The sequence below is a fragment of the Actinomyces sp. ZJ308 genome (assembly GCF_011752065.1).
Classification (GTDB): domain Bacteria; phylum Actinomycetota; class Actinomycetes; order Actinomycetales; family Actinomycetaceae; genus Actinomyces.
The window spans coordinates 1-22713 of record NZ_JAAIJY010000006.1 but is presented as its reverse complement, the minus strand read 5'-3'; the positions used below and the strand labels follow the sequence as shown (position 1 = coordinate 22713).

Sequence of the window (22713 nt, the reverse complement as noted above, 5' to 3'; positions counted from 1 at the left end):
CTCATCCCTCCTGCCCGGCCTGATCGGGCTGAGCCGGCTCGGCGGGTGCCTCCGGCGCGGGAGCGGGCGTGGGAGTCGTGGCGGGGGAGGGCGAGGCCGTGGAGCCTGAGGGGTCCTGCTGGGAGCCGGTCGGCTTGAGGTAGGAGCGCACCGTCTTGTCGACGTAGGTCTGCGCGTCGCTCATCGACCTCTGGGTGACGGTGGCCTCCAGGCGCTCGCGGATGTTGTCGTCGAGCCTCTCCACCGGCAGGTCCGCGTAGGCCTTGACCGAGTGGCTCAGCTTGAGGGGGCCGATGGACTGGGGGATCCCCTGGTAGATGGCGACCTGGCCGTCATAGGTGGAGACGTAATAGCGGGTTTGGGTCCAGCGGTAGAACAGGGCGCTGGCACCGACGAGAGTGGCCAGCAGCACGATGCTTCCCACGAGGATCCGACGGCGATGACGGCGTCGGGCCTTCTCCTGGGTGGCTGCCTCGGCGGCAATGGCGTCGTCGACGTCGGAGGAGTCCTTCGTGGAGCCGGGCTGCTCCTCCAGGGTGGCCATGAGGGCCGCGGCCTTGGCGGCGGGGCTGGCGCCCTCGGTGTCCTTGGCCTCGGTCTCCCCACCGGCCTCGCGGTGGGCCGCCGCCGCACGCTCCTGGGCCAGGCGCTCGGTGGCGGCGCTGCCCACCACCTGGGGGACGGTCTGCGGCTCGGGGTCGTCCTTGACGACGTCGAAGACGACGGCGGTGACGTTGTCCGGTCCGCCGGCGCGCAGCGCCAGGTCGACGAGCTGGTCGGCGGCCTGACCGGGGTCGGCGACGCCGGCCAGCACCTCACCGATGGTCTCGGCGGTCACCGGGCCGCTCAGGCCGTCGGAGCACAGCAGCCAGCGGTCGCCGGGAACGGCCTCGCGGATCGACTCGTCGAGCTGCACCTCGCCCTCGGTGTCCCCCAGGACGCGCAGGAGGACGGAGCGCTGGGGGTGCTGGCGGGCCTGGTCGCGGGTGAGTCGCCCGGTCTCCACGAGGTACTCCACGAAGGTGTGGTCGGTGGTGACCTGGGTGAGGGTGCCGTCTCGCAGCATGTAGGCGCGCGAGTCGCCCACGTGGACCATGGCGAGCTTGTTGCCGCTGCGCATGACGCCGATGCAGGTGGTGCCCAGTCCGGCGAGGTCGGGGTCCTGTGAGGACAGGGTGACGAGCTCGGTGTGCGCGGCCTGGACGGCGTCGCGCATGAGGCCCAGCAGCTCGCCGGCCTGGTGGGAGTCGGCGTCCAGCGGCATGAGGTGCTCGATGGCGACCGCCGAGGCGATGTCTCCGCCCGCGGGCCCGCCCATCCCGTCGCACAGGAGGCACAGGTGGGGGCCGGCGTAGCCCGAGTCCTGGTTGGACTGGCGGACCAGGCCGACGTCGGAGCGCGCGGCGAAGCGCAGGGAGATGGTCATGAGCGCAGCTCCAGCGTCGTTTGGCCGATTCTGACAGGAATGTTCATGGGGAGCTCCACGGCGCCGTGCACGGGGCGGCCGTCCATCATGGTTCCGTTGGTGGAGCCGAGGTCCTCCAGCCACCAGGCGCCGTCCTTGGGGAAGACGCGGGCGTGGCGCGACGAGGCGTAGGAGTCGTCCAGGACCAGGGTGCACGAGGGTGAGCGGCCGATGATGATCGACGAGGGGCTCAGGGGTACGGTCGAGCCGGCCAGGGGGCCCTCGGTGATGACCAGGCGGGTGGCGCTACGGCGTCGGCCTCGCGGGGGAGGACCGGCCGGCTGCTCGGAGGCATTCGCGGAGCGCCGACGCGTTGGGGCGGCGGCGGGGGAGTCGGCCATGTCGCGTCGCATGACGCGCACGATGAGGTACAGGAAGAACCACAGCAGGACCAGATAGCCCAGCCGCAGGATCGTGAAGGCGAGTGCGCTCAACCGTTGACTCCGCTGTTCTGGGTGCCGTCCCAGAACAGGATCTGGGTGCGGCCGATGGTGAGGGTGTTGCCGTCCACGAGCGTGACGGCGTCGACCCGCTGGCCCTCGACGAAGGTGCCGTTGGTTGAGCCCAGGTCGCTGGCGATGGCGTTGCCGTGCGTCAGACGGATCTCCAGGTGGCGGCGTGAGACGCCGGAGTCGTCGACGATGATGTCCGCCTCCGAGCCGCGCCCGATGACGGTGACCGGGCCGGTGAGCAGGTAGCGCTGGCCGTTGATGTCGACGATCGGGTGCGCCGGGGTGGCGGTCGCTGAGGCGGCTGGGGCCGCGGCGCCGCGCCGTGTGGAGGACTCGATCTCGATGGCCGGGGCGTTGGGGTTGTTGTTGACCAGGAAGGAGACCTCGACCGGTCCGACGAAGGAGTAGCCCTGGTCCGCGGCGTGCGAGGTGGCGACCTCCTCCATCTGGCGCACCATCTCGTCCTGGCCCCAGGCCGTGATGCGCTCGATGCTCGGCGGGGTGAGGTGGATGCGGAAGATGTTGGGAACCACTGAGCGATCGCGTGCGAAGGACGCGGCGCGCTTGTCCATGGTCTCGCGGAGCTTCGAGGCGATCTCGATGGGCTCGATGTCGTCCGAGAAGCGGGACATGGCGCGGTTCGTGACGTTCTCGACGCCCTTCTCGAACTTGTCCAGGAATCCCATGGACAGTACCTCCCCCAATGTGGTGTGGCGGCCCCCGGGATGGAGCCGGGAGGCGGGACTGTCCCGCCTCGCTATGGGCCTGCACGGACCTGCATGCAGGCCGATACCGTTCCCATCGTAACGGTAGCGAAGTCATCGCAGGGAAGACGGCCGCCTCTGTGTGAGGTAATTGTGTCGTGAGCGGTCTCACGGCTGAATGGGGGTCTGAGGATTGGACGACGGCCGGGGTGACGGGCTAGTCTCATGCTCGCTTCTCGCGCGAGTGGCGGAATTGGTAGACGCGCACGGTTCAGGTCCGTGTGATCTTACGATCATGGGGGTTCGAGTCCCCCCCCGCGCACAGAACGGAAAGGCCCGGGCCGTAAGGTCCGGGCCTTTCACTGTCCGCTCACTGTCCGCGGTGCGGTGAATGCGGGTGAGCCGTCGGCCTCCGTGAGACCGCGCCGTTGCGCTGAGGGAGGGGACTCAGCCCGAGGCGGTCCGGGGGTGCGGGCGGCGCAGCAGGTACCAGGCGGCCAGTGCCCCGGCCCAGGCGCCGACGGCGTTCTGACCGACATTGGCCAGCGAGGGCCGCCGCTCCAGCATCGGCAGGAGGCTCTGGAGCACCTCGGCGCTCAGCCCGACGACGCAGCCCACCAGCGCCCACGCCCACCAGGGGATGTCCCGCCAGCCCGCGACGGCGCAGAAGGTGGCCGGCGCCAGCATCACCAGGTTGAGGACGACGTCCTTGCCCTCCGAGCTGAGGAAGGCCGGCCCCAGCGAGTCCTTGAGCTCGGCCACCTCGCGGCCGGAGGGCCACACGACCGTCACGCAGGTGACGACCAGGAGGATGACCGCCGCGCCACGGGCGATCCGCTCGTGGGAGGTGCTGTGCGGGGCCTCGGGGGGTTGCTGGGTGGGCACGTTCACGACGCTACCGCCCGTCCTCCGAGGTCTTCGGAAGGCGGGCGGTAACGATCGGAGCACAGGAGTGTGCTCCAGGACTCAGCAGCAGCTGGCGTTGATCTCCGTCTCGGCCTGCTTGGACCGGGCGCGCCAGAACTCGCGCTCGCTCATGGGGCCGTGCCCCGAGCCGTGCCCTGAATCGTGCTTCGAGCCGTGGGCGTCGTCGGGGCGGTGCGGGCAGGCGGCGTGCTCGCGGGCGTAGCGCTCCAGGTAGCGGTCGTAGGCCGACTCCCCGGTCAGGTCCCGCCACAGGCCGCGGGCCCGGGCCAGGGCCTCGCGCACCCGACGACGGGTGCCCGGCCGTCCCGTTTCCGGTCCCGCTTCCCGTCCCGTCTCCTGACCCGCCGGCTGCGCCGTCGGAGAGGTCCGCGTCATGACTTCTCCGCGTGGGCCCTGTGGGGGATGAGGGCCGGGTCACCGACCTGCTCGTACTCCCGGGAGACCTTCTTCATGAGCGAGGAGGCGATCATCGTCTCGGGCGCGTAGAAGTTGGACTCCTGGTAGGGGTCCTCCGACGTCGTCGTGTCGCGGTTGCGGATCGTCTGGATGATGCGGATGAGGGCGCAGACCATGACGAAGGCGACCATGACCAGGAAGACGATCGACAGCGTCCCCTGGATCATCGTGTTGCGTACGATCGCCCGGGTCTCCTCGATCTTGGCCGGGTCGGTCAGCGTGGGCAGCAGGGCCTTGGCGTTGCGGTACTGCTGGAAGTAGCCCACGAGGGGGTCGGTGGAGAAGATCTTCTGCCACGACGCCGTGAAGGTGACGGCCGTGTCGAACACCAGCGGGATCGCGGGGATCCACACCCACTTCGTGTAGCCCTTGCGCACCACCATGACGGTGACCACCAGCAGGGCGACGGCTGCGATGAGCTGGTTGGCGATGCCGAACAGCGGGTACAGCGTCTGGATGCCGCCGCGCGGGTCGGTGACGCCCATGAGGAGCAGGGCTCCCCAGGAGGCGACGACGACGGCCGTGGTTCCCCAGGCGCCCACGTGCCAGGACGGGTCCTTGAACCTGGGGAAGGCGTTGCCCAGTGCGTCGGAGAGCTGGAAGCGGGCCACGCGGGTGACGGCGTCGACCGCCGAGAGGATGAATAGGGCCTCGAACATGATGGCGAAGTGGTACCAGAAGCCCATCATGGCGCGCCCGCCGCCGATCTGGTGGAGGATGTGGGCGATGCCCACCGACAGGGTGGGGGCGCCGCCGGTGCGTGAGACGACGTTGGGCTCGCCGACGTCGCTGGCCAGGCGCTCCAGGGCCTCGGCGCCGGTGTAGGTCTTGGGGTTGCCCTGATCGTCCCAGGAGTCCCACTCGGGGTTGAGCCTGCGGCCCTGGGCGTCGGTGACGCCGAGCCCCGCCACGGCGGCCTCGGCGAGCCTCTCGCAGTGGTGCTCGGGGTCGTTGGCGGTGTTGCAGGGGGCGGAGGCGGCTACCTCGGGGCCGGCGATCTTGTTCATGGTCGCCGTCGAGGTGTTCATGGAGAAGTAGATGCCCGGGCTCAGCGAGACCGCGGCCGCCAGCGCCATGATCGCCACGAAGGACTCCATGAGCATGCCGCCGTAGCCGATCATGCGGACCTGGGTCTCCTTCTCCACCATCTTGGGGCTGGTGCCCGAGGAGACCATGGCGTGCATCCCGGACAGGGCGCCGCAGGCGATGGTGATGAACAGGAAGGGGAAGAGGGTGCCGGCGAAGACCGGGCCGTCGGTGTTGAAGGCGAACTCGGTGACGGCGGACATCTCCACCAGGGGGCGCACGATGATGATGCCCAGGGCCAGGATCGTGATGGTGCCGACCTTCATGAAGGTCGACAGGTAGTCGCGCGGGGTGAGCAGGACCCACACGGGCAGGACGGCGGCCAGGAAGCCGTAGATGATCATGGCCCACACCAGGGCGGTGGGGGACAGGTGCAGGTAGTGGCCGAAGGAGGACTCGGCCACCCAGCGCCCGCCGATGATGACGGCGATGAGCAGGCCGAAGCCGACGAAGGAGACCTGGGTGATCTTTCCGGGCTGGACGAAGCGCAGCCACAGGCCCATCCCGATGGCGATCGGGATGGTCATGCCCACCGAGAAGACGCCCCAGGGGGAGGCGGCCAGGGCGTTGACGCAGACCATGGCCAGGACGGCCAGGACGATCATGAGCATGACGAAGACGACGACGGTGGCCACGATGCCGCCGATCTTGCCGATCTCGTCGGTGGCCATCTGGCCCAGCGAGCGCCCGCCGCGGCGCATCGAGAAGAACAGGACGAGCATGTCCTGGACCGCGCCGGCCACGAGCACGCCGATGATGATCCACAGGGTTCCGGGCAGGTAGCCCATCTGGGCCGCCAGGACCGGGCCGACCAGCGGGCCGGCGCCGGCGATGGCCGCGAAGTGGTGGCCGTAGAGGACGACGCGGTGGGTGGGGTCGAAGTCGCGCCCGTTGTTGATGCGCTCGGCCGGGGTGGCGTTGGTGTCGTCGGGGCGCATGATGCGACGCTGGATGTAGAGGGCGTAGAAGCGGTACCCGATCGCGTAGGTGCACACGGCGGTGACCACGAACCAGATGGTGTTGACGTGCTCGCCGCGCACGATCGCCAGCATCCACCAGCCCAGGACGCCCAGGGCGGTGATGACCACCCAGATGGCGATCCGTGCAGGTGTCCATCGATTGTCAGGACGTATGCCGACCGGGACGCCGTCGGCGTTGCGGATGATCCGTTTCTCCTCCTGCTCCGTGTAGGTGGGCAGGGAGGCTTCTTTCTGGGGCATCGGGATTCCGTTCTCGTCGTCGAGAAAAGGTGTGCGTCATCGTCTCCGGTGACGGCTCCCAGGGTATTCCTCCTAGTCACAGAAAGGAAGCAATGAAGGGGCCCGACGACGAAAAGCTGGCTCCGCGCCCTGACATCCATCCTATTTATCCCACCTATTGGAGATTGCTTCCGCCGGCTACTCGCCGGTTACCCGTTGGCGCTGTGCACGACGTCGCCCAGGGCCCGGCGCGGGCTGGGCCGCGCGGTGCGCTCGGGGAAGCCGATGCGGAAGGCGAGCAGGCTCTGGGACGCTGCGACGCCCGTGATGGCGGCCCACCGCTGCGAGAACCGGTCCTGCCGGCCCTGCGCGGCGTCGCGCGCGATCCGCTCGGAGACCTGGTTCATGTGGTGCAGCCCGAGCCCGGCGGCCGTCGCGGCCAGGTGGACGTGCTGGAGCAGACGGCCGCCATCGAGGCGGCTGCGGGAATCGGAGACGTCGTCGACACGGATGATCCCGTAGGCGCGGGCCGTGGCCGTGTGGACCTCGCGGGTGCTCTTGACCCAGAAGGAGTCGGAGGACTCGCGCGACTGGGCGGGCAGGATCTTGGCCGCAGCCAGCATGGCGTCGCTCAGGCCCTGGCAGTCCAGGGTCAGCCCGTCGCGGTGGGCGTCGATCTGCGAGCGGTCATTGCGCATCCAGGCGAAGGAGTCCGCCGACATCTCGGCGTCGTCGGCGATCGCCCGGGTGGCCTCCACGTACAGGTCGCCCAGGGCCGCCACGGCGGAGGCCTCGGTCACCCAGGCGATCCGGGCGCCCAGTGGGGCGGCATCGGTCAGCGAGTCGAGCGTGGCCCGCTCCGGGGTGCGGGCGGTGAAGGGACCGCGGTACGTGTGGCGCCGCGGGATCGCCGCGGCCAGCTCCTGCTCCCGAGAGGTCGGCGAGCCGGCGTCGGTGATGGAGATGCGAGCGACGTGGTCGGACTGCTCGGAGCCGCCGCCGGGCCAGGGCTCAACCTGTGCCTGTTTGCCCCGGGCGCGGGCGGCGACCTCGATGGAGTAGAGGGCGCAGCCGAAGCCGGCGGTGCGCTCGCGGCCGTCCGGGTCGCACAGCGGCGTGACGCGGCCGGGATCGGCGTGCAGGTCGATGCGGCCGGTGGAAGCGTCGGGGCCGTCGGCGTTGTCGATGGAGAAGAGCCAGGGCTGGATGTTGTGCGGGTTGGCCGCCAGTGTGGCGGCCGCGACGATCCCCTGCAGGCCGGGACTGGCCGGCGTCCACTGCCGCCAGAGCTCATAGGGCGCTCCGCGGCCGGCGTTCCAGACACCGTTGGTGGCCCCGCGTACGGCGATTCCGGTCGCTCCGGTGGCCAGGGCCGCACCGCCGATGCCGGCGGCCTTGAGCGCTGTGCGCCGGGAGAGGCGACGATCTTCGCGCGGCTGCTGGTCGGAGTGCTCGGGGACCGCGTCGGAGGCGCCGAGCCGGGTGCTGTCGGTGCTGGGGGCGGCCTGGTCGGCGGGGTTGGTCGGTGGAGTCATGCTCGGTCTCCGTCGTCGGCATTGGCGGGCAGGTGCAGGGTGCGGCGACCGGTCTCGGTCAGGTGCGGCTCGATGATGGCGCGGCCGTAGCGCTGGGAGTCGACCCGGGCGTCGTCGACGGCCTCGGCGAAGGGCTGGGCGGTCTCGGAGACGAGCCAGAGCATGCTGACGAGGTCGCGAATGGTGGTCGGTGCGGCCGGCGGTCGCAGGAGCCCGGCGTCGATGATGCGCTCGACGATGCCGACGAGCTCGTCGCGACGAGCGGTGTAGCTGCGGCGGTAGGCCTCGGCCAGGGCCGGGTCGGTGTGGAGCAGGGGGAAGAGGTCGCGCAGGAAGAAGGCGTAGGCCGGATCGGGCTGCTGAGTCTGGGTGGCGCGGTCCCAGAGCGTGCGCAGGGCGCCGGCCGGCTCGCCCACCTGCTCGGCGGGGATACGCATGCGCTCGGACCAGTCGTCGAACAGGGCGCGGACGATCTCCGCCTTGGAGCGGAACCAGTAGTACAGGTTCCCCGGGCTGATACCGGCCCTCGCGGCGATCTGGTTGGTGGTGACCGGATCGATGCCGTGCTGGGCGAACAGGTGGCGGGCGGCGTCCAGGATCTCGGTGCGTCGTCGGGCGGTGCGTTGGGGGGATCGCGGGGGCCTCGGGGGGTCGGGAGCTGCGGAAGGTCGAGGGGCGTCGTCAGTCATGGCGTCACTGTAGACCTTGTTAGAGTAAAAACTCTAACAAGTGTCGAGGAGTGTCCCACTGGTATCCATATGGGTGGGTGCCTGCAGTTCCCATACGGATCGCGACGTGCCACAATGAGAGGGAGCCACCCGGTGGCGACCGGATGGCTCCCGAAGGGGCATCAGCCCTTGAGGAGCTGAATCAAGCTGACAAGAGCTCCGACGGCGGCTGCGAGGGCGCTAACCATCTCGCACCACGTCGGGGCTCTGTACTGTCCGGCGTCCTTCGGTGCTGTGTGCCGAGGGCGGTACCTTCTGCACATCCCCTTCACCTCCTCTCGGTGGGTCGACACCCTGCTGAATCAAGCAGGTGTCAGGGGTGACCCGCCGTGGAAGGCGTCTTTACTATGGCACGCCCCGGCGACACGTATCCGTGTCCGGGTCAGACCTGGCTCCGGGCTTAGCGGGTGGGGCAGGCGGCTACCCTGGCGTCGTGTCCGTGCTCCAGCCCGTCCTCGACGTCCTCGCGCAGGCGCCGATCCTCACCGTCTTCCTCGTCATCGGCCTGGGGACCGCCGTCGGGCAGATCCCGCTCGGGCCGATCCGCTTTGGGGCCGCCGGGGCGCTCTTCGTGGGACTGGCGGTCGGGGCCCTCGACCCCCGCCTGGGCGCGAACCTCACCCTGCTGCGCAGCCTGGGCCTGGCGCTGTTCTGCTACACCGTGGGCCTGGCCGCCGGCAACACCTTCTTCCGCGACCTGCGCAGACAGCTGCCGCTCATGGCCCTGTGCGTCCTCGCCCTCGTCCTGGCCGGCGGGGCCGGCGGCCTCTTCTCCCGCCTGACCGGCGTGAGCCCGGCCATGGACTCCGGCGCCTACGCCGGCGCGCTGACCTCACCGGTGCTCGATGCCGCCATCGAGGCGGCCGGAACCCAGGAGCCCGCCGTCGGCTACGCCCTGGCCTATCCCGTGGGCGTCGCCGTCGCCATCCTCATCGTGGCCGGGGTCGTGGGCCGGTCCTGGCCCGGGCGGCGCGACCCGCGCCCCGCCAGCGCCGACGGCATCACCGCCACCAGCGTCTACCTGCTCCAGCACGTGGCCCTCGGCGAGATGGAGGCCTTCAAGGAGGGGCGCATCCGCATCTCCTACCTCGAGCGCGACGGGCACACCCGCGTCGTCGCCCCCGGCGAGGAGCTGCTGCCCGGGGACAAGGTCGTCATCGTCGGGGCGCCGGCCGCCGTCGAGGCCGCCGTGCACGACCTGGGCACCGGGCTCAACAAGTGCCTGGCCCAGGACCGCAGCGTCGTCGACTTCCGGCGCCTGACCGTCTCCTCGATGCGCGTGGCCGGACGCACCATCGCCGAGGTGGACATGCCCGGGCGCTTCCAGGGCGTCATCACCCGCGTCAAGCGCGGTGACCTGGACCTGCTGGCCCGCGAGGACCTCGTCCTGGAGCTCGGTGACCGGGTGCTGGCGGTCGTGCCCAGCGACGAGCTGGAGAGGGCCGCCGACTGGTTCGGCGACTCCGAGCGCTCCATCGCCCAGATCGACGCCTTCTCCGTGGGCGTCGGCATGGCACTGGGCGTGCTGGTGGGACTGGTCGCGATCCCGCTGCCCGGCGGTATCACCCTGCGGCTCGGGGTGGCGGCCGGGCCGCTCGTCGTCGGCATGGTCCTGGGGCGGGTGGGGCGCACCGGTCCCTTCCTGTGGGGGCTGCCGCACGCCGCCAACGCCACCATCCGCCAGCTGGGGCTGCTGTTCTTCCTGGCCGCTATCGGCCTGGCCTCCGGGCCCGACTTCGCGGCCTCGGCCTTCTCGACGACGGGGCTCAAGGTGGGGGTGCTCGCCGCGCTCATCGTGGCGGTCAACGCGATCGTCCTGCTGGCCGGGGCACGCTGGGCCGGGGTGTCCGCGCAGCGCGCCGCCGGGGGCCTGGCCGGGCTCGTCGGTCAGCCCGCGATCCTCGCCTTCGCCCTGTCCAAGCGCGACGACGAGCGCATCGAGGCCGGCTACGCCACGCTGTTCGCCCTGGCCATCGTCGTCAAGATCGTCATGGTCCAAGTGCTCGTGGCCGTCTAGTCCCCAGCCACAAACTTCAACAAAAAATTCATACGCGACACGGCTCCGCGTCGCGTATGAATTTTTTGTCGAAGTTGAGGCCGACGTCGTCGGGACAGCGGGGCTCAGGCGGCGGCGTCGCGCTCGGCGAAGACCTCACGAGCCACGAAGGTGGCGTTGAGCGCTCGCGGGAAGCCGGCGTAGACCGAGGCGTGCAGGATCGCCTCGATGACCTCCTCACGGGTCAGGCCCACGTTGAGGGCGGCCCCGATGTGGATCCGCAGCTGCGGCTCGCAGCCGCCCAGGGCCGTGAGCACGCCGATGGTGACGAGCTGGCGGCTGCGCGGGTCCAGGCCGGGGCGGGCGTAGACGTCCCCGAAGCCGAAGGCCGCGATGTGGTGGCCGAGCGCCGGGCTGATGTCGGCCAGGGAGTCGATGACGGCCTGGGCCGCCTCGCCGTCGACCGCGCGGGCGACCTCCAGGCCGCGCTCGCGCCGGGTCAGGTTCTCGGGGCTGTCGACGTCGTACTGGGGGTGGACGGGCGCAGTGGTCATGATGGGTTCTCCTTGCTGGTGTCAGCGTTGATGATGTTGGTGGTGATGGGTTTGGTTGCCGGAGGTGCTGCGGAGCCGGTCTACGGAGCCCGCCGCCGGGGCCCGCTGACGACGCCGGCGCCGGGACGGCTGCCGGAGCCCTGCCGAGTCATGGGGCCTGGCGGGTGCCGGGTGCGTCGTCGTCGGCATCCTTCGCGGCCGCCTGCTCCTCCAGCTGGCGGGTGTAGCCGGCGATCTTGTACTCGGTGGCCTCCAGCGCGAGCCGCAGCTCGTCGATTCGGCCGCGCAGCGCCTCGCGGTGCTCGGTGAGCATGGCCAGGCGCTCGGGCACCGTGTCCCGACCGGCCTCGACCATGTCGACATAGCGCCGCAGGTCGTGGATCGTCATGCCCGAGGTCCGCATCCGGGTGAGGAAGGCCAGGCGGCGCACGGCCGCGGCGTCGTAGCGACGGTGCCCGGAGGTGGAGCGCCCCACACGCACGAGCCCGATCCGCTCGTAGTAGCGCAGGGTGTGGGCGCTGACGCCCAGGCGGTCGGCGGTGGTCGCGATGTCCCATCCGGCCGCATCGGGCCAGGGGTCCGGTCCGACGTCGTCGCTGGGCGGGACGGAGGCGAGCCGGAGCGCCTGGCGGAGCCGGGCGCCGTCGGACTCGCTGTTCGGAGGGCTCGTGGTGGTCATGACGTCGACCGTAGGGCTTCGAGCGCGCTCGAAGGCAAGAGCTGCCGAAGTGGCGGCCCGGGCGACGCCGCGGGGTTAGCCTGGCCGCATGCTTCTCGCCTTCTCCGTGTCCCCGACCACCACTGATGCGCCCGACGGCTCGGTCTCCGAGGCGGTGGCCCGGGCCGTGCGCGTGGTGCGCGACTCCGGCCTGCCCCATGAGACGACGTCGATGTTCACCACGATCGAGGGCGAGTGGGACGAGTGCATGGACGTGGTCAAGCGGGCCTGCGAGGCGGTCGCCGAGGTGAGCCCGCGCGTGGCGCTCGTCCTCAAGGCCGACATCCGCCCCGGCTGGACCGGCCAGATGACCGCGAAGGTCGAGCGCGTCGAGGCCCGCCTGCGACAGGTCGACCGAGCCGACTGAGTGGCGCCAAGGCAGGCTGATCCTTCTTCAGATGGCTGGCCCAGTCGGGTTCAGGGGCGAAGCTCGTGCAGTGGGAATGTGATCGTGCCATCCGGCAGGGTCGCCTTGAAACCTGTCCCGGTGATCACTGCCTTGAATGCGGGAGGTGCCATGTCGATCTGGGCGATGGCTGAGGCCAGGCTCTGGGCTCCGCGCTGTACCTGCCCGCCACCGATCTTGACCTCAATGGCGGCCCAGGTTCCATTGGGCATGGTGATGACCGCGTCGATCTCGTGTCCGTTGGAGTCGCGATAGTGGTAGAGGTGTCCTCCCAAGGCCTCGGTGTAGACCAGCAGGTCATGGATGACCGCGGACTCGAACAGAAAACCGAGCGTCTCGAGATCTGCGCCGAGGCGGGCGGCGTCGGCATGCAATGCGGCCGCGGCCAGCGCCGGGTCGGCCAGGTGGTACTTGGGTGAACGACGCAGGCGGGCCTTGGAGCGCAGGGAGACCGCCCAGGGCTGGATCGTCTCAAGGATGAAGACGCGCTCCAACAGTTCGAGCAGCTTGGCGACAGTGGCCTCCGACGGTGCGGGTAGCGTTCGCGATATGTCCTGACGCAGGGTCGACTGGGAGACGTCGCTTGCGGTGGAGCGGGCTAGTGACGTGATGAGCTGCTCGATGACTGCGGGCTCGGAGCGCAGGTTCGCAAGTCGGTTGAGGTCTGTGGTTGCGATGTCCTTGATGTAGCTCTCCATGCTGCGTGCCCCGATGTCTGATGGAGCGTTCAGCAGACCGGGGAATCCGGGGCGCAGGATGCCGCGGATGATCTCGTCGAGCGGAGCCGTGGACATGGACGACGACGGGCGGGCCCCGTCGAGCAGCGCGTGCAGCGAGACGCCGTCGTCGTTGAGACGGTTGTCCTTCTCCGCCCAGGTCATGGTGCGCTGACGGACTCGGATGAACCGTGTCGCACCGGTGTGCCGGATGGGGTCGGCGGCCGGTACGGCCGAGCCGGTGAGGATGAAGCGCCCGTGCTCGGCGGAGAAGTCGACCTCTCTGCGTGCGAGGTTCCAGATCTGGGGAATGAGCTGCCACTCGTCAAGGAGGCGCGGGCTGGCTCCGGCCAGTAGTACGCGCGGGTCGATCTCGGCAGCCGTTTGTGCCTCGGGGGTGTCGAGCAGGGCGTAGGAGGACGCGTGCGCCAACCCCGTCATCGTCTTGCCGCAGCCGCGAGGGCCTTCGAGGATGGCCGCCCCGGTCGACTCCAGGACGCGGGTCATCAGTGGATCGATGGCGCGCGGCAGGTAGCTGGTTCCCGTGACCTCAGCGGTGTCCATGACGTCAGTCTAGGTGAAGTGAGGAACTTGCAGGGAGTCTAGTAGGGAATTTGCAGGTGCTGTAGTGAGGAGTTTGCAGGACTTGAAGTGGGGGATCTGCAGAATCGAGGCCGTCAGTTGCCCGACGTCGGCCTTCGTTCCGCGGGAGGGCGAAGGGCGGTGACGCGCAGGGCGGTCAGGCCAGCAGGTCCTCCCACCAGGCGCTGAAGGTGGGGCAGCGCGCGAGGATGGCGCCGAGCCCCGCCTCGGCGATGAGGAGAGGGCCGGTGACGGTCTTCATGTAGCGGGGGTCAGCCGCTTCCAGGCGCTTGGACGGGGCGGTGCCGGGACCGCTGTTGACCTGTTCGGGTCCGCCGGCGGAGACGATGGCCTGTCGTAAGTCGGTCAGCCCCTGACGTGGAAGCAGGCCATCACCCTGTCCGGCGTCGATGGCTGCGAGAACAAGAGCCTCGATCTCATGGAGGACGACGAGCGGACGGAACCGTGGGTCGGGGTACTCGCCTCGAAGGGCATCGATCAGCGCCGGCTGCCGACCAGAGCTGGAGTCGCCGGTGTGACTCGCTGGGTCGGTGTTCCTGCCGGGAGCGCCCCGAGGGTACTGGTAGTAGTCGAGCAGCAGGCCGACGCGGTACCAGTGGGATGCCTTGAGCAGGGCGCGGATCCTCGCGTCGTAGTGCTTCCAGTGCCCGCCGCCTCGGTGCGCGCCGGTAGGGGTGGATGAGGTGGTGACGACGACCGGGGTCAGACAGATTCCGCGAGACGAGGCGGCGTCGCACAGCACATTGTTGACGACTACCTCCTCCGTCTGCCCCTCAACGAGGACGGCCACCTGTTTCATGGGTTGATGTCTTCGCGAGCGGGACGGCCTCCGAGAAGATTCATCTCCCACAGTGAGCCGGTGGAGTAGTCCTCCAGGAAGCCCTCCAGGGCCTCACGGTCGGGGCGGGTGGCCTGCGTGGAGCCGTCGACCCGGTCCAGGACGACGATCTCTTCCAGGTCGAAGTGGGACAGCAGCGGCACTGACTGGGTGGCCAGGATGACCTTGCGCCCGTTCCGCCCCGCGACGCGGGCCATCTCCGCAAGGAGCCCGATGGCCGACGGGTGGAGCCCGAGCTCCGGCTCGTCCAGAACCACGGTGGCGGGCAGGTCCGGCCCCAGGAGAAGCGTGGCCAGGCAGATGAAGCGCAGCGTTCCGTCACTGGCCTCGCGGGCGAGGAAGGTGCGGTCAAGCCCTCGTTGCTTCCAACGTAACCGGATCCGTTCCGATGGATCTGGTCTGAGCACGAAGTCGTCGAAAAAAGGGGCTGCGCGTTGAACGGCGGAGACGATCTGCCGGTAGTTCTCGGGATACTCCTGACGAACCCTGAGAAGGTAGGCGGCGATATTCTCGGCGTCCGACCGCAGAGCCAGATCGTCTCCGACCGTGGACCATCCCTTGACCGGAGCATTGTCGGATACGTCGTCGAAGTGGAAGACGCGGCAGCCTTCGAGGATAGGGCGCACGTACCTGGCGAAATTCCTGAGTTTTCCTGGGTTCTGGGACTCGACAATACGACGTACCCGGCTTTGAGTGCCGAAACCAAGATCTTCGTCGTAAGGGCGCTGCCACTGGCGTCCTGCCTGAAAAAGCAGCTGTTCATGAAGCTCCGCCTGTCCGGAGCCGCTTATCTCGTCTGGCGTGAGCGCCACCTGATAGCCATTTCGTTTGTCCTCGGCGTTGAACTCGGACAAAAGTGTGATGAGAATGCGCTCGGCTGTTCCCTCATCGTCTTGGAAGAAAAGGTTGCTCACGCCTCCGTGCCGACGCAGGTACTCCTGGAAGGAGTCGTCCCAAATCCGCGAGACCAGCTCAAGTGCGCTGACCAGATTCGACTTGCCGGAGCCGTTGGCGCCGATGAGCACGGTGACATCCGTGGTCAGGTCCAGCTCGACGTGACGAATCGACCTGAATCCCTCGACGGTAAGGCGGCCCAGCACGGCAGTCATACGCCGAGCCTAGCCAACAAGGGCTGTGTGCGCTAACGACCCGTCTCAAAGGGGAGATGGCCGGTGGCCCCGGCGCTGGGAGTTGATTTCGGGAGCTGCGGTGGCCTGAGCTGACCTGAGCCGTGCGGAGGCAGGGTGCCCTGACCCGCGAATGGGCCGAGTCGAGATGGTTGGCGCGCGAGGTGTCTAGAAAGAGGCTCAGGCCAGGAGCGCCAGGACGACCGCGGCGCTGCGGGCGGCGGCCTCCTCGGCGGCGATGTGGAAGTCCTGGCCCGCCTCGGGGCCGCACAGGTCGGACACGCCGCGCACCGAGAGGAACGGGACTCCGGCGCTCGCGGCCACCTGCGCCAGCGCCGTCGACTCCATGTCCGTGCTCAGCGCGGCGGGGAAGACCTCGCGGGTGTCGGCCACGTTCGCGGCCGTGACGAAGGAGTTGCCGGCCAGCATCTGACCCACGCGCAGTCGGGCCGTTCCCGATGACTCCGTGGCGCCGCGCAGGGCCGCCGGGCCCACCTGCTCCAGGCGCGCCAGAAGGTCCGGATCCCCGGAGAAGGTCTCCGGCTGGCCCGGGGTCTGCCCGCGGACGTAGCCGAAGGCGGTGGCGTCGGCGTCGGTGTAGGCCAGGTTCGCCGAGGCGCACACGTCCCCGACCTCGACCTGTCGGCCGAGCCCGCCGGTGGTTCCCGCCGAGACGATGGCGCTGGGGTGGGTCTGAGCCAGGACCGCAGCCAGGGCGCCGGCGGCCGCCACCAGACCGATCCCGCTGCGCAGCAGGATGAGCTCGCGCTCGACGCCGGGCAGCTGGAGGGACCATGCCTGCGCGGGGCCGAGGAGGATCGGCGGGTTGGCCCCGGCGCGCTCGGGCAGGGCGTTCAGGAAGGGCTGGGCCTCCTCGGCCATGGCGCAGGAGACGATGACGGGTGCAGCACTGGTGCGACTCACGCGCCGAGCCTACAGAGCGCGCCCAAGGCCTGAAAGTGTCCGAATGGGACGACCTTGACAACCGCTGGCGCCAGGTATCTAAAGGTAATAAAGCGTTGACCCGCGCCGCCCGTTGGCACGGGTGCTCATTGGCGGGGACGTTCTGCGCGGCCGGGTGCCCACCGACCTCCGACGGGGACATCTCACGCGGACGGGGACGAAAATCCTGCACCCGTACGCGTGAGATGTCCCCGCCCGCACGGAACGGTCCCCGCCGGCGTCGAATGTCCCCGGCTGCGCGAGGTGGCCAGTCGGCCAGGCGGTCAGTCGATGCCCTCGGCGCCCTCGTCCTTGCGGGACGCCGTGGCGGCGGTGACGGCCGCGGCCGGATTGATGGGCAGCGCCCGGCGCGACTGGTCGCGGCGCAGCAGGAAGTTGCCCAGCCGGATCGGCCAGGCCACGTGGTTGATCCGCGGCCAGCGCAGCATCACGTAGTCGACGGCGTCGTCCACCTCCAGGCGCCGCGTCGAGTTGCCGACCCGCACCCACAGCGCCGCCCCGTCGCGCCCCTTGACCGGCTTGAGGTAAACCGGCAGTGGGGACGGTGGAGCGGTGACCCGGCACACCTCGGCGGTCCCGTCCGGCGTGGGCGCGAAGTCCACCTGCGGCAGCGCCGCCGCGTTCGTCCCCATGCGCGTGCGCTACATGCCGCGCAGCCACAGCTCGAAGCGGTCGGCGTCGGGCTGCTTGAGAGTGGAGTAGTCCGGGCCCAGGCCGATGAGGGAGCCGGTGTCGTCCACCCCGAGCAGGAGCGTGCCGCCCGCGGAGTTCATGAAGGCCGCCACCGTCTTGGCCACCACCTCCTCCATCGCCTCATCGCGCTTGTCCGTGCGCAGGTTCCACCGGGCCGAGGACTTGAACTCCAGGCGGTCGGACTCGCCCATCTGGGCGACCTCCGCGATCGGCAGGAGCGTGCGGCGATGCTGGAGCCGCGCCAGCGCCGCGGAGGTCACGATGAGCACAAGGCCTGCCACGCCGCAGGAGGTCACCAGCATCTTGACTGAGAACAGGTCGTCCTCCTCGAAGAGCCAGCCCGACAGCAGCAGCCCCAGCCACAGCCCGATGAGCGCGATGAGAGTGGCCGCCGCGTCCGAGACGGAGACCCGCCCGCGCAGCAGATAGCGCGTCACCCTCCCCACCAGGTAGGCCAGCAGGAGCAGCAGCGGCTGAGCGATGACCCACCAGATGAGGACGGGGTTGGCGGGATTGGTGATGGTGACGGTCTCGATGCTCTCCACGGACTTCAGGGCTCTCTACGGGTCGGTGCCTCGCGGTTTAGGCAGGGCGGCGGGTGGATGCAGGCGGGTGCGCCTCAGGATACGGTCGGCGTCGGACCGGACCCGACGGCGAGGTCCGACGACGGGGTCGGCACCGGTCCCTGACTTTGCCGGTACCGGGGTTGCCGGGTCGTTAGGGCCGTGTCGGATGTCGACCGAAGCCAGGCGGGGACATGTCACGCGTGCGGGGACGGGATTCCTGTCCCCGCACGCGTAGACCGCACCTGGCGGCGTCGAATGTCCCCGGCGACCAGGAGGGCGGCCGACGTAGCCCGCCTGCTCAGGCCATGACCCGCGTCCACTCCTCGCGCGCGGCCAGGAACCCCCGCACCGCCTCCTGGGCGGCGGTCAGCGAGTGGTTCGCCCCCCAGCCGCACTGGACCTCGTTGGCCGCCGGAACCTCCTGGGCCTCGAGGATGTCGCCGAAGGCGGCCTCCAGCAGCGGCAGGAACTCCTCGGTCTCCACCCCCAGCATCAGGGCGTAGAAGCCGGTCTGGCAGCCCATGGGGGAGAAGTCGATGAGCCGGTCGGTGTGATTGCGCATGAGCTCGGCGCTCAGGTGCTCGATGGAGTGCACGGCCTCCATCTCCAGGTGCTCGCGGTTGGGCTGGCAGAAACGCACGTCGTACTTGACGAGCACGTCCCCGCCGGGCAGCTCCTTGCGGTCGGCCACGCGCACGTAGGGCGCGGCCACCTTGGTGTGGTCCAGGTTGAAGGACTCGACGTTCATCCTCGGCGTGCTCTGCTCACTCGTGTCGCTCATGGGTCCAGCCTACGGCGCGGGTTCGGGGCAGGATGGGGTCATGACTTCACTGGCGCGCATCGTCGCGGGGGCCGACGCCGCCCCCACCCTAGTCCTTCTCCACGGAATCACAGGTTCGGCCGTCTCCCTGGCCGAGGCCATCGACCACTGGGTGGGAGGCGGTTACCGGGTGGTCGCGGTCGACGCCCGCGGGCACGGCCTGTCCCCGCGCTGGGAGCCGGCCCAGCTCGAACGGGCCGGGGAGGTGCTCGTGGAGGACCTCATCGCCGTCCTGGAGGGCCTGGCCACCGACTCGCGCGGTCGGGCCGCCCTGGGGCTGGCGGCGCCGCCCGCTCCGGTCGTCATCGGCCACTCGATGGGCGCGGCCACCGCCATGGTCGCCGCCGGGCGCCGCCCCGACCTGGTCACCGGCGTCGTCCTGGAGGACCCGGCCCGCTTCGGCACCCGCAGCCCGTGCGAGCTCCTGGCCCGCGGCGCCGCCCGGGAACGGGCCCGCGCCGCCGAGGTCGCCGACCTGCCCGCCGCCGTCGGCCGTGCCCTGGAGACCATGCCCGACGTCGAGGCCCTCCCGGGCGTGTGGGCCTCCCAGCGCACCGACCCGGGCCTGCTGCTGGCCGGCGTCGTCACCCCCGAGGTCCGCTGGGAGGAGGCGATGGCGGCGCTCGACGTCCCCGCGCTGCTCCTGACCGGCGACCGGCCCGGCAGCGCGCGCGTGGGCCGCGAGGGTCTGGCCACCGCCGCCGGCAACCCCCGGATCACCCCGGTCCTCGTCCCCGACGCCGGCCACCAGGTGCGCCGCAGCGACCCGGAGGCCTTCTACCGCACCGTCGACGCCTGGCTCACCGAGGTCCTGCCTGTGGGCTGAGCGTAGGCCGGCCATAGGTCCTGCTGCGAGAGCAGATGAGGCATCGGCGTGTTCGTAGGGTAGCTCGCGCGGTCGTACCCTCTACCGCTCCGACCGCGCGACCTATGGTACGACCGCGACGGGGCACACGTGGTCGGCCGCGGGAGAGACGGAGAACTCCGGCGGCGCGCAGGGGCCGCGCCGCCGCTCAGCCGCGCGCCCGTGGGAGGATGCGGGCATGGCAGCTGTGTCGGAAAAAGCCCGGAAGGCCTCCGTCCCCGTCCCCGGGGAGCGCACGCAGGGGGAGACCATCGCCTACCTCCTGGCGGCGCTGACGATCGGATCGGTCGGGCTCTACCTCATCAAGGACCTCTTCGCCCCGGCCTTCTTCGCCCTGACCCTCGTGGTGACGGTCCGGCCGCTGGTGTCCTGGATGACGCGCCGTCACGTGCCGCGCGTGCTCGCGGCGACGGCGGCGATCCTGCTCATCTTCGCCTTCGTCGTCCTACTGTTCGCGGCTCTGGCCGTCGCGGTCGCCCAGCTCGTCGACACCCTCCCGCAGTACGCCCCCAAGTTCCAGGCGATCTGGCAGCAGGCCGAGGCCCGGCTCAACAGTATGGGCGTCGACCAGTCCACGGTGCTCAGGCAGGTCACCGACGTCCTGGACACCTCCCGGCTCGTCATGGTGGCGCAGACGATCCTGGGGCAGCTGACCTCGGCCGGCGCGATGCTCGGCGTCATGGCGATGGTGGTCGTCTTCCTCATGTTCGACACCGCCAAGATCGAGATCCGCACGGCTGCTCTGAACGTCCTCAAGCCGGGGATGGCCACCGCCCTCGTCTCCTTCTGCGAGGCGGTGCGCTCCTACTGGATGGTCTCGACGGTCTTCGGTCTCATCGTGGCCGTCATCAACGTCCTGACCCTGTGGTACCTGGACGTGCCGATGGCGGTCACCTGGGGCGTGGTCTCCTTCATCACCAACTACATCCCGAACATCGGGTTCGTCCTGGGCGTGGTGCCGCCGGCGATCCTGGGGCTGGTGGACTCCGGCCCCTGGACGGCGCTGTGGGTGGTCCTGTCCTACGTGGCGGCCAACTTCGTCATCCAGTCCCTCATCCAGCCCAAGTTCACCGGGGACGCGGTGGGGCTCAACACGACGACGACGTTCCTGTGCCTGCTGTTCTGGTCCACCGTCATCGGGGCGCTGGGGACGATCCTGGCGGTGCCGCTGACCCTGTTCGTCAAGGCCCTCCTCATCGACTCCGACCCGCGCTCGCGCTGGGTGGGCATCTTCCTGTCCGCCGGAGACTCGCCCGTACGCGACCCCGATGAGCTCGACGAGGACGTGCTCGACGAGCTCGACCTCGACGGCGACGGCGTCGGAGCGGATGACCCCGACCACGGCCGCCCCGCCGTCGAGCAGGGCGCCGAGAAGGCCGGCGACTCCAAGAAGGAGGCCGCGAAGAAGGCCGACGACGCCGGCAACGCTGACGGCCCCGCGCCTACCGGCAGCCACCGACGCACCCAGGAGGACTGACCGCCGCAGGACCCACCGGTCGCCGTCGGCGAATCGGCGACTGCGTTCCTCCACGAGGACTGCGTTCTCCCGCAGATGACTGAGGTCCGTCCCCAGTCATCTGCGAGAGAACGCAGTCCCGGCGGGAGAAGTACGTCCTCGATCCCGGCCGGCGCACTAGCGGGTCGATCCGGTCTCTTCCCAGGCTCGAAGGGCTTCCACGATGATCTCAGCGCTTGTTCTGCTGGTGGGACTCATAGCGGGACCGCCTCGGAGATGATCCGATCTCGCATGGTTGGGCGGATATTGGTGTCGGGCACCGGGTCGACGTCGGTGCCGAGGATCGTCCCCGGCTCGATCTCCAGCCCGGCCAGATCCATGAGTCCGAAAGGCTGGTCCATGTGGAAGAGCAGGTCGACGTCGGACTCCTCGGACTCAGCCCTCGGCGCGGCCCTGGCGCCAGTAGCCCATGAAGGCCACCGAGCGCCGGTCGATGCCGCGCTCACTGACCAGGTGGCGGCGCATCGTGCGTACCGCGGCCGCCTCCCCGGCGAGCCAGGCGTACAGGCTCGTGCGCTTGAGCGCGTCCCCGCCCTTGGCGTGGCGCGGCACGTCCCACAGCAGCTCGCGGTCGACGTCGATCTCCTCCACCTCCTGGGGCACCCCCACCGGGCACAGCTCCGCCGCGGCCCGGCGCACGCCCTCGATGAGCACCTCCCCGTGCGCACGCCCCCCGCGCCCGGCCACCCGCACCTCGATCCCGGGATGCTCGGGCAGGTAGGCGGCATCGGCCTTTCCGGGCATCTCGACGACGGCGATGCCCTGGGCGCCGGCCGGCAGGTCCTCCAGGATCCGGGCGATCGCCGGCGCCGCTGTCTCATCCCCGCCCAGGAGGAAGCGCTCGGTCACCCGCGGCGGCACGAAGTCCACGCCCCCGGACTCACCGTCCCACTGGCGGTTCGGGCCCAGCAGCACCGCCGGGGTGCCGGGCTTAGCGGTGTGGATCCAGCGCGAGGCCGGCCCCAGCGGATCGTGCACCACCATGTCCACATCCACCTCGGCCCGGGTGCCGGTCGCGCCGCCGGGAACCGGGGCGTCGTAGCGCACCGAGCGGGTCGTGTAGGTGCGGATCGGGCACCGGTGCTCCTCGGGCAGTCTCAGCAGCCGGCCGTACCAGTCCTCGCCGTCGGGCAGCTGCTCGTAGCCCGACGACGGCGCCGGCAGCACCAGCTTGATCCGCTGGTCCCAGCCCGGGTCGGCGAAGTGCGCCAGCTCCTCCCCGACGAAGGTGAAGCGCCGCATGGAGGGCGTCATGTCACGGATCGCCGCCACGGTGTGGGCTGCTGGGTGTTTTTCGGACACTGCTTGTTTGGTGTTTCAGGCTGCCTTGGTTAGGCCCAGGAATTCTTGCTCGACCTCGTTAGGTGTGCGGTATCCCAGGGCTGAGTGAAGGCGCACATGATTGTATCTCAGCTCGATCCACGAGGCAATATCGTTGATCGCCTTCTGTCTCGTGGGGTACACCATTCTATGCACTCTCTCATTCTTGAGCGTGGCATTGAAGGATTCCGCCCACGCATTGTCCCAACACACCCCCGTACGACCCACGGACGGCCGGATACCATAGGACTTCAGGTGGTCCAGAAACTTCTGAGACGTGTACTGACTGCCCCGGTCGGAGTGAAAGACTGTCGCACCTTTCTCAACCGGACAGCGCCTGACCGCCATATCGATGGCCTCACACACCAGCGAGGTGCGCACATGGCTCGGCCATCGCATACCCCACGACCTTCTTGGTGCAGCAGTCCAGAACCGTAGCAAGATAGACGAACCCGGCCCA

Annotated in this window: 22 protein-coding genes, 1 tRNA gene and 1 pseudogene; 5 read left to right on the top strand and 19 right to left on the bottom strand. The window is 69.7% G+C overall.

Translation table 11 applies throughout. From position 1 onward, the window contains the following. Position 1: 1 nt before the first annotated feature. The 3 genes from HCR68_RS04615 to HCR68_RS04605 are packed head-to-tail and all read right to left on the bottom strand — an operon-like array spanning position 2 to position 2603. On the bottom strand, positions 2-1426 hold the full coding sequence (locus HCR68_RS04615; RefSeq protein WP_167146801.1) for a protein phosphatase 2C domain-containing protein: 1425 nt from the start codon (positions 1424-1426) through the stop codon (positions 2-4). Continuing rightward, entirely contained in the window at positions 1423-1899 is a 477-nt protein-coding gene (locus tag HCR68_RS04610) for an FHA domain-containing protein (protein WP_167146799.1), read from the bottom strand. Before HCR68_RS04610 ends, HCR68_RS04615 begins: the two co-directional genes overlap by 4 nt. Further along, positions 1896-2603 (bottom strand): DUF3662 and FHA domain-containing protein, encoded by a 708-nt coding sequence (locus HCR68_RS04605; RefSeq protein WP_003788601.1) that lies wholly within the window; start codon positions 2601-2603, stop codon positions 1896-1898. The genes HCR68_RS04610 and HCR68_RS04605 overlap by 4 nt, the downstream gene beginning before the upstream one ends. Positions 2604-2859: 256 nt before the next feature. Between HCR68_RS04605 and HCR68_RS04600 the strand changes: the two genes are divergently transcribed. After that, positions 2860-2943, top strand: a tRNA-Leu gene (locus HCR68_RS04600). Between the two features lie 125 nt (positions 2944-3068). Here HCR68_RS04600 and HCR68_RS04595 read toward each other — a convergent pair. From HCR68_RS04595 to HCR68_RS04575, 5 genes are all read right to left on the bottom strand, one after another. Continuing rightward, positions 3069-3506 carry a VanZ family protein gene (locus HCR68_RS04595; protein ID WP_167146796.1) on the bottom strand — a complete coding sequence of 146 codons (438 nt, stop codon included), beginning with the start codon at positions 3504-3506 and terminating at the stop codon, positions 3069-3071. An 81-nt stretch (positions 3507-3587) separates the two neighbouring features. After that, a complete protein-coding gene (locus HCR68_RS04590) occupies positions 3588-3923 on the bottom strand; it encodes a YbdD/YjiX family protein (RefSeq protein WP_167146793.1) in 336 nt (111 codons plus the stop codon). Beyond that, the gene (locus HCR68_RS04585) at positions 3920-6310 is read right to left on the bottom strand and encodes a carbon starvation CstA family protein (protein WP_167146790.1); all 2391 of its coding nucleotides are present in this window, start codon (positions 6308-6310) and stop codon (positions 3920-3922) included. The genes HCR68_RS04590 and HCR68_RS04585 overlap by 4 nt, the downstream gene beginning before the upstream one ends. A gap of 188 nt (positions 6311-6498) precedes the next feature. Then, the gene (locus HCR68_RS14165) at positions 6499-7824 is read right to left on the bottom strand and encodes a twin-arginine translocation signal domain-containing protein (RefSeq protein ID WP_243858934.1); all 1326 of its coding nucleotides are present in this window, start codon (positions 7822-7824) and stop codon (positions 6499-6501) included. Then, complete coding sequence (locus tag HCR68_RS04575; RefSeq protein WP_167146787.1) at positions 7821-8513, bottom strand: TetR/AcrR family transcriptional regulator; 693 nt, start codon at positions 8511-8513, stop codon at positions 7821-7823. Before HCR68_RS04575 ends, HCR68_RS14165 begins: the two co-directional genes overlap by 4 nt. A 472-nt stretch (positions 8514-8985) precedes the next feature. Here HCR68_RS04575 and HCR68_RS04570 point away from each other — a divergent pair, with 472 nt between their 5' ends. Continuing rightward, positions 8986-10569: a TrkA C-terminal domain-containing protein gene (locus HCR68_RS04570; RefSeq protein WP_167146784.1), complete on the top strand. Its 1584-nt coding sequence runs from the start codon at positions 8986-8988 to the stop codon at positions 10567-10569. 104 nt (positions 10570-10673) lie between these two features. On the opposite strand, the gene HCR68_RS04565 is transcribed toward HCR68_RS04570, so the two are convergent. Together HCR68_RS04565 and HCR68_RS04560 are read right to left on the bottom strand one after the other, a co-directional pair. After that, a complete protein-coding gene (locus HCR68_RS04565; RefSeq protein ID WP_167146781.1) occupies positions 10674-11102 on the bottom strand; it encodes a carboxymuconolactone decarboxylase family protein in 429 nt (142 codons plus the stop codon). A gap of 148 nt (positions 11103-11250) precedes the next feature. After that, a complete protein-coding gene (locus HCR68_RS04560) occupies positions 11251-11781 on the bottom strand; it encodes a MerR family transcriptional regulator (protein WP_167146778.1) in 531 nt (176 codons plus the stop codon). 88 nt (positions 11782-11869) lie between these two features. On the opposite strand from HCR68_RS04560, the gene HCR68_RS04555 reads away from it, so the two are divergent. After that, positions 11870-12187 carry a thiamine-binding protein gene (locus tag HCR68_RS04555; RefSeq protein WP_167146775.1) on the top strand — a complete coding sequence of 106 codons (318 nt, stop codon included), beginning with the start codon at positions 11870-11872 and terminating at the stop codon, positions 12185-12187. A 50-nt stretch (positions 12188-12237) separates the two neighbouring features. Here the strand turns inward: HCR68_RS04555 and HCR68_RS04550 are convergent, their stop codons facing one another. The 6 genes and pseudogenes from HCR68_RS04550 to HCR68_RS04525 form a co-directional block, all read right to left on the bottom strand. Continuing rightward, positions 12238-13506, bottom strand: a complete 1269-nt coding sequence (locus HCR68_RS04550) for a DUF4143 domain-containing protein (RefSeq protein ID WP_167146772.1) — start codon at positions 13504-13506, stop codon at positions 12238-12240. A gap of 175 nt (positions 13507-13681) precedes the next feature. Then, complete coding sequence (locus HCR68_RS04545; RefSeq protein ID WP_167146769.1) at positions 13682-14344, bottom strand: DUF4276 family protein; 663 nt, start codon at positions 14342-14344, stop codon at positions 13682-13684. Beyond that, complete coding sequence (locus HCR68_RS04540; protein ID WP_167146766.1) at positions 14341-15492, bottom strand: AAA family ATPase; 1152 nt, start codon at positions 15490-15492, stop codon at positions 14341-14343. Before HCR68_RS04540 ends, HCR68_RS04545 begins: the two co-directional genes overlap by 4 nt. A gap of 198 nt (positions 15493-15690) precedes the next feature. Next, complete coding sequence (mtnN, locus tag HCR68_RS04535; protein ID WP_167146763.1) at positions 15691-16434, bottom strand: 5'-methylthioadenosine/S-adenosylhomocysteine nucleosidase; 744 nt, start codon at positions 16432-16434, stop codon at positions 15691-15693. Positions 16435-16736: 302 nt separating this feature from the next. Then, positions 16737-17711: pseudogene (locus tag HCR68_RS04530) on the bottom strand (ATP-binding protein). A 319-nt stretch (positions 17712-18030) separates the two neighbouring features. Next, positions 18031-18513: an S-ribosylhomocysteine lyase gene (locus HCR68_RS04525; protein ID WP_167146760.1), complete on the bottom strand. Its 483-nt coding sequence runs from the start codon at positions 18511-18513 to the stop codon at positions 18031-18033. A 40-nt stretch (positions 18514-18553) separates the two neighbouring features. On the opposite strand from HCR68_RS04525, the gene HCR68_RS04520 reads away from it, so the two are divergent. Both HCR68_RS04520 and HCR68_RS04515 read left to right on the top strand, forming a co-directional pair. Beyond that, positions 18554-19378, top strand: a complete 825-nt coding sequence (locus HCR68_RS04520; RefSeq protein WP_167146757.1) for an alpha/beta fold hydrolase — start codon at positions 18554-18556, stop codon at positions 19376-19378. Positions 19379-19595: 217 nt separating this feature from the next. Beyond that, positions 19596-20894: an AI-2E family transporter gene (locus HCR68_RS04515; protein ID WP_167146755.1), complete on the top strand. Its 1299-nt coding sequence runs from the start codon at positions 19596-19598 to the stop codon at positions 20892-20894. A gap of 233 nt (positions 20895-21127) precedes the next feature. On the opposite strand, the gene HCR68_RS04510 is transcribed toward HCR68_RS04515, so the two are convergent. The 3 genes from HCR68_RS04510 to HCR68_RS04500 are packed head-to-tail and all read right to left on the bottom strand — an operon-like array spanning position 21128 to position 22694. Further along, complete coding sequence (locus tag HCR68_RS04510) at positions 21128-21274, bottom strand: hypothetical protein (protein ID WP_243858933.1); 147 nt, start codon at positions 21272-21274, stop codon at positions 21128-21130. 34 nt (positions 21275-21308) lie between these two features. Continuing rightward, on the bottom strand, positions 21309-22235 hold the full coding sequence (locus HCR68_RS04505) for a siderophore-interacting protein (RefSeq protein ID WP_347878299.1): 927 nt from the start codon (positions 22233-22235) through the stop codon (positions 21309-21311). Positions 22236-22250: 15 nt separating this feature from the next. Further along, positions 22251-22694, bottom strand: coding sequence for an integrase core domain-containing protein (locus HCR68_RS04500; protein ID WP_279586969.1), 444 nt, complete (start codon positions 22692-22694; stop codon positions 22251-22253). Between the last annotated feature and the right edge of the window lie 19 nt (positions 22695-22713).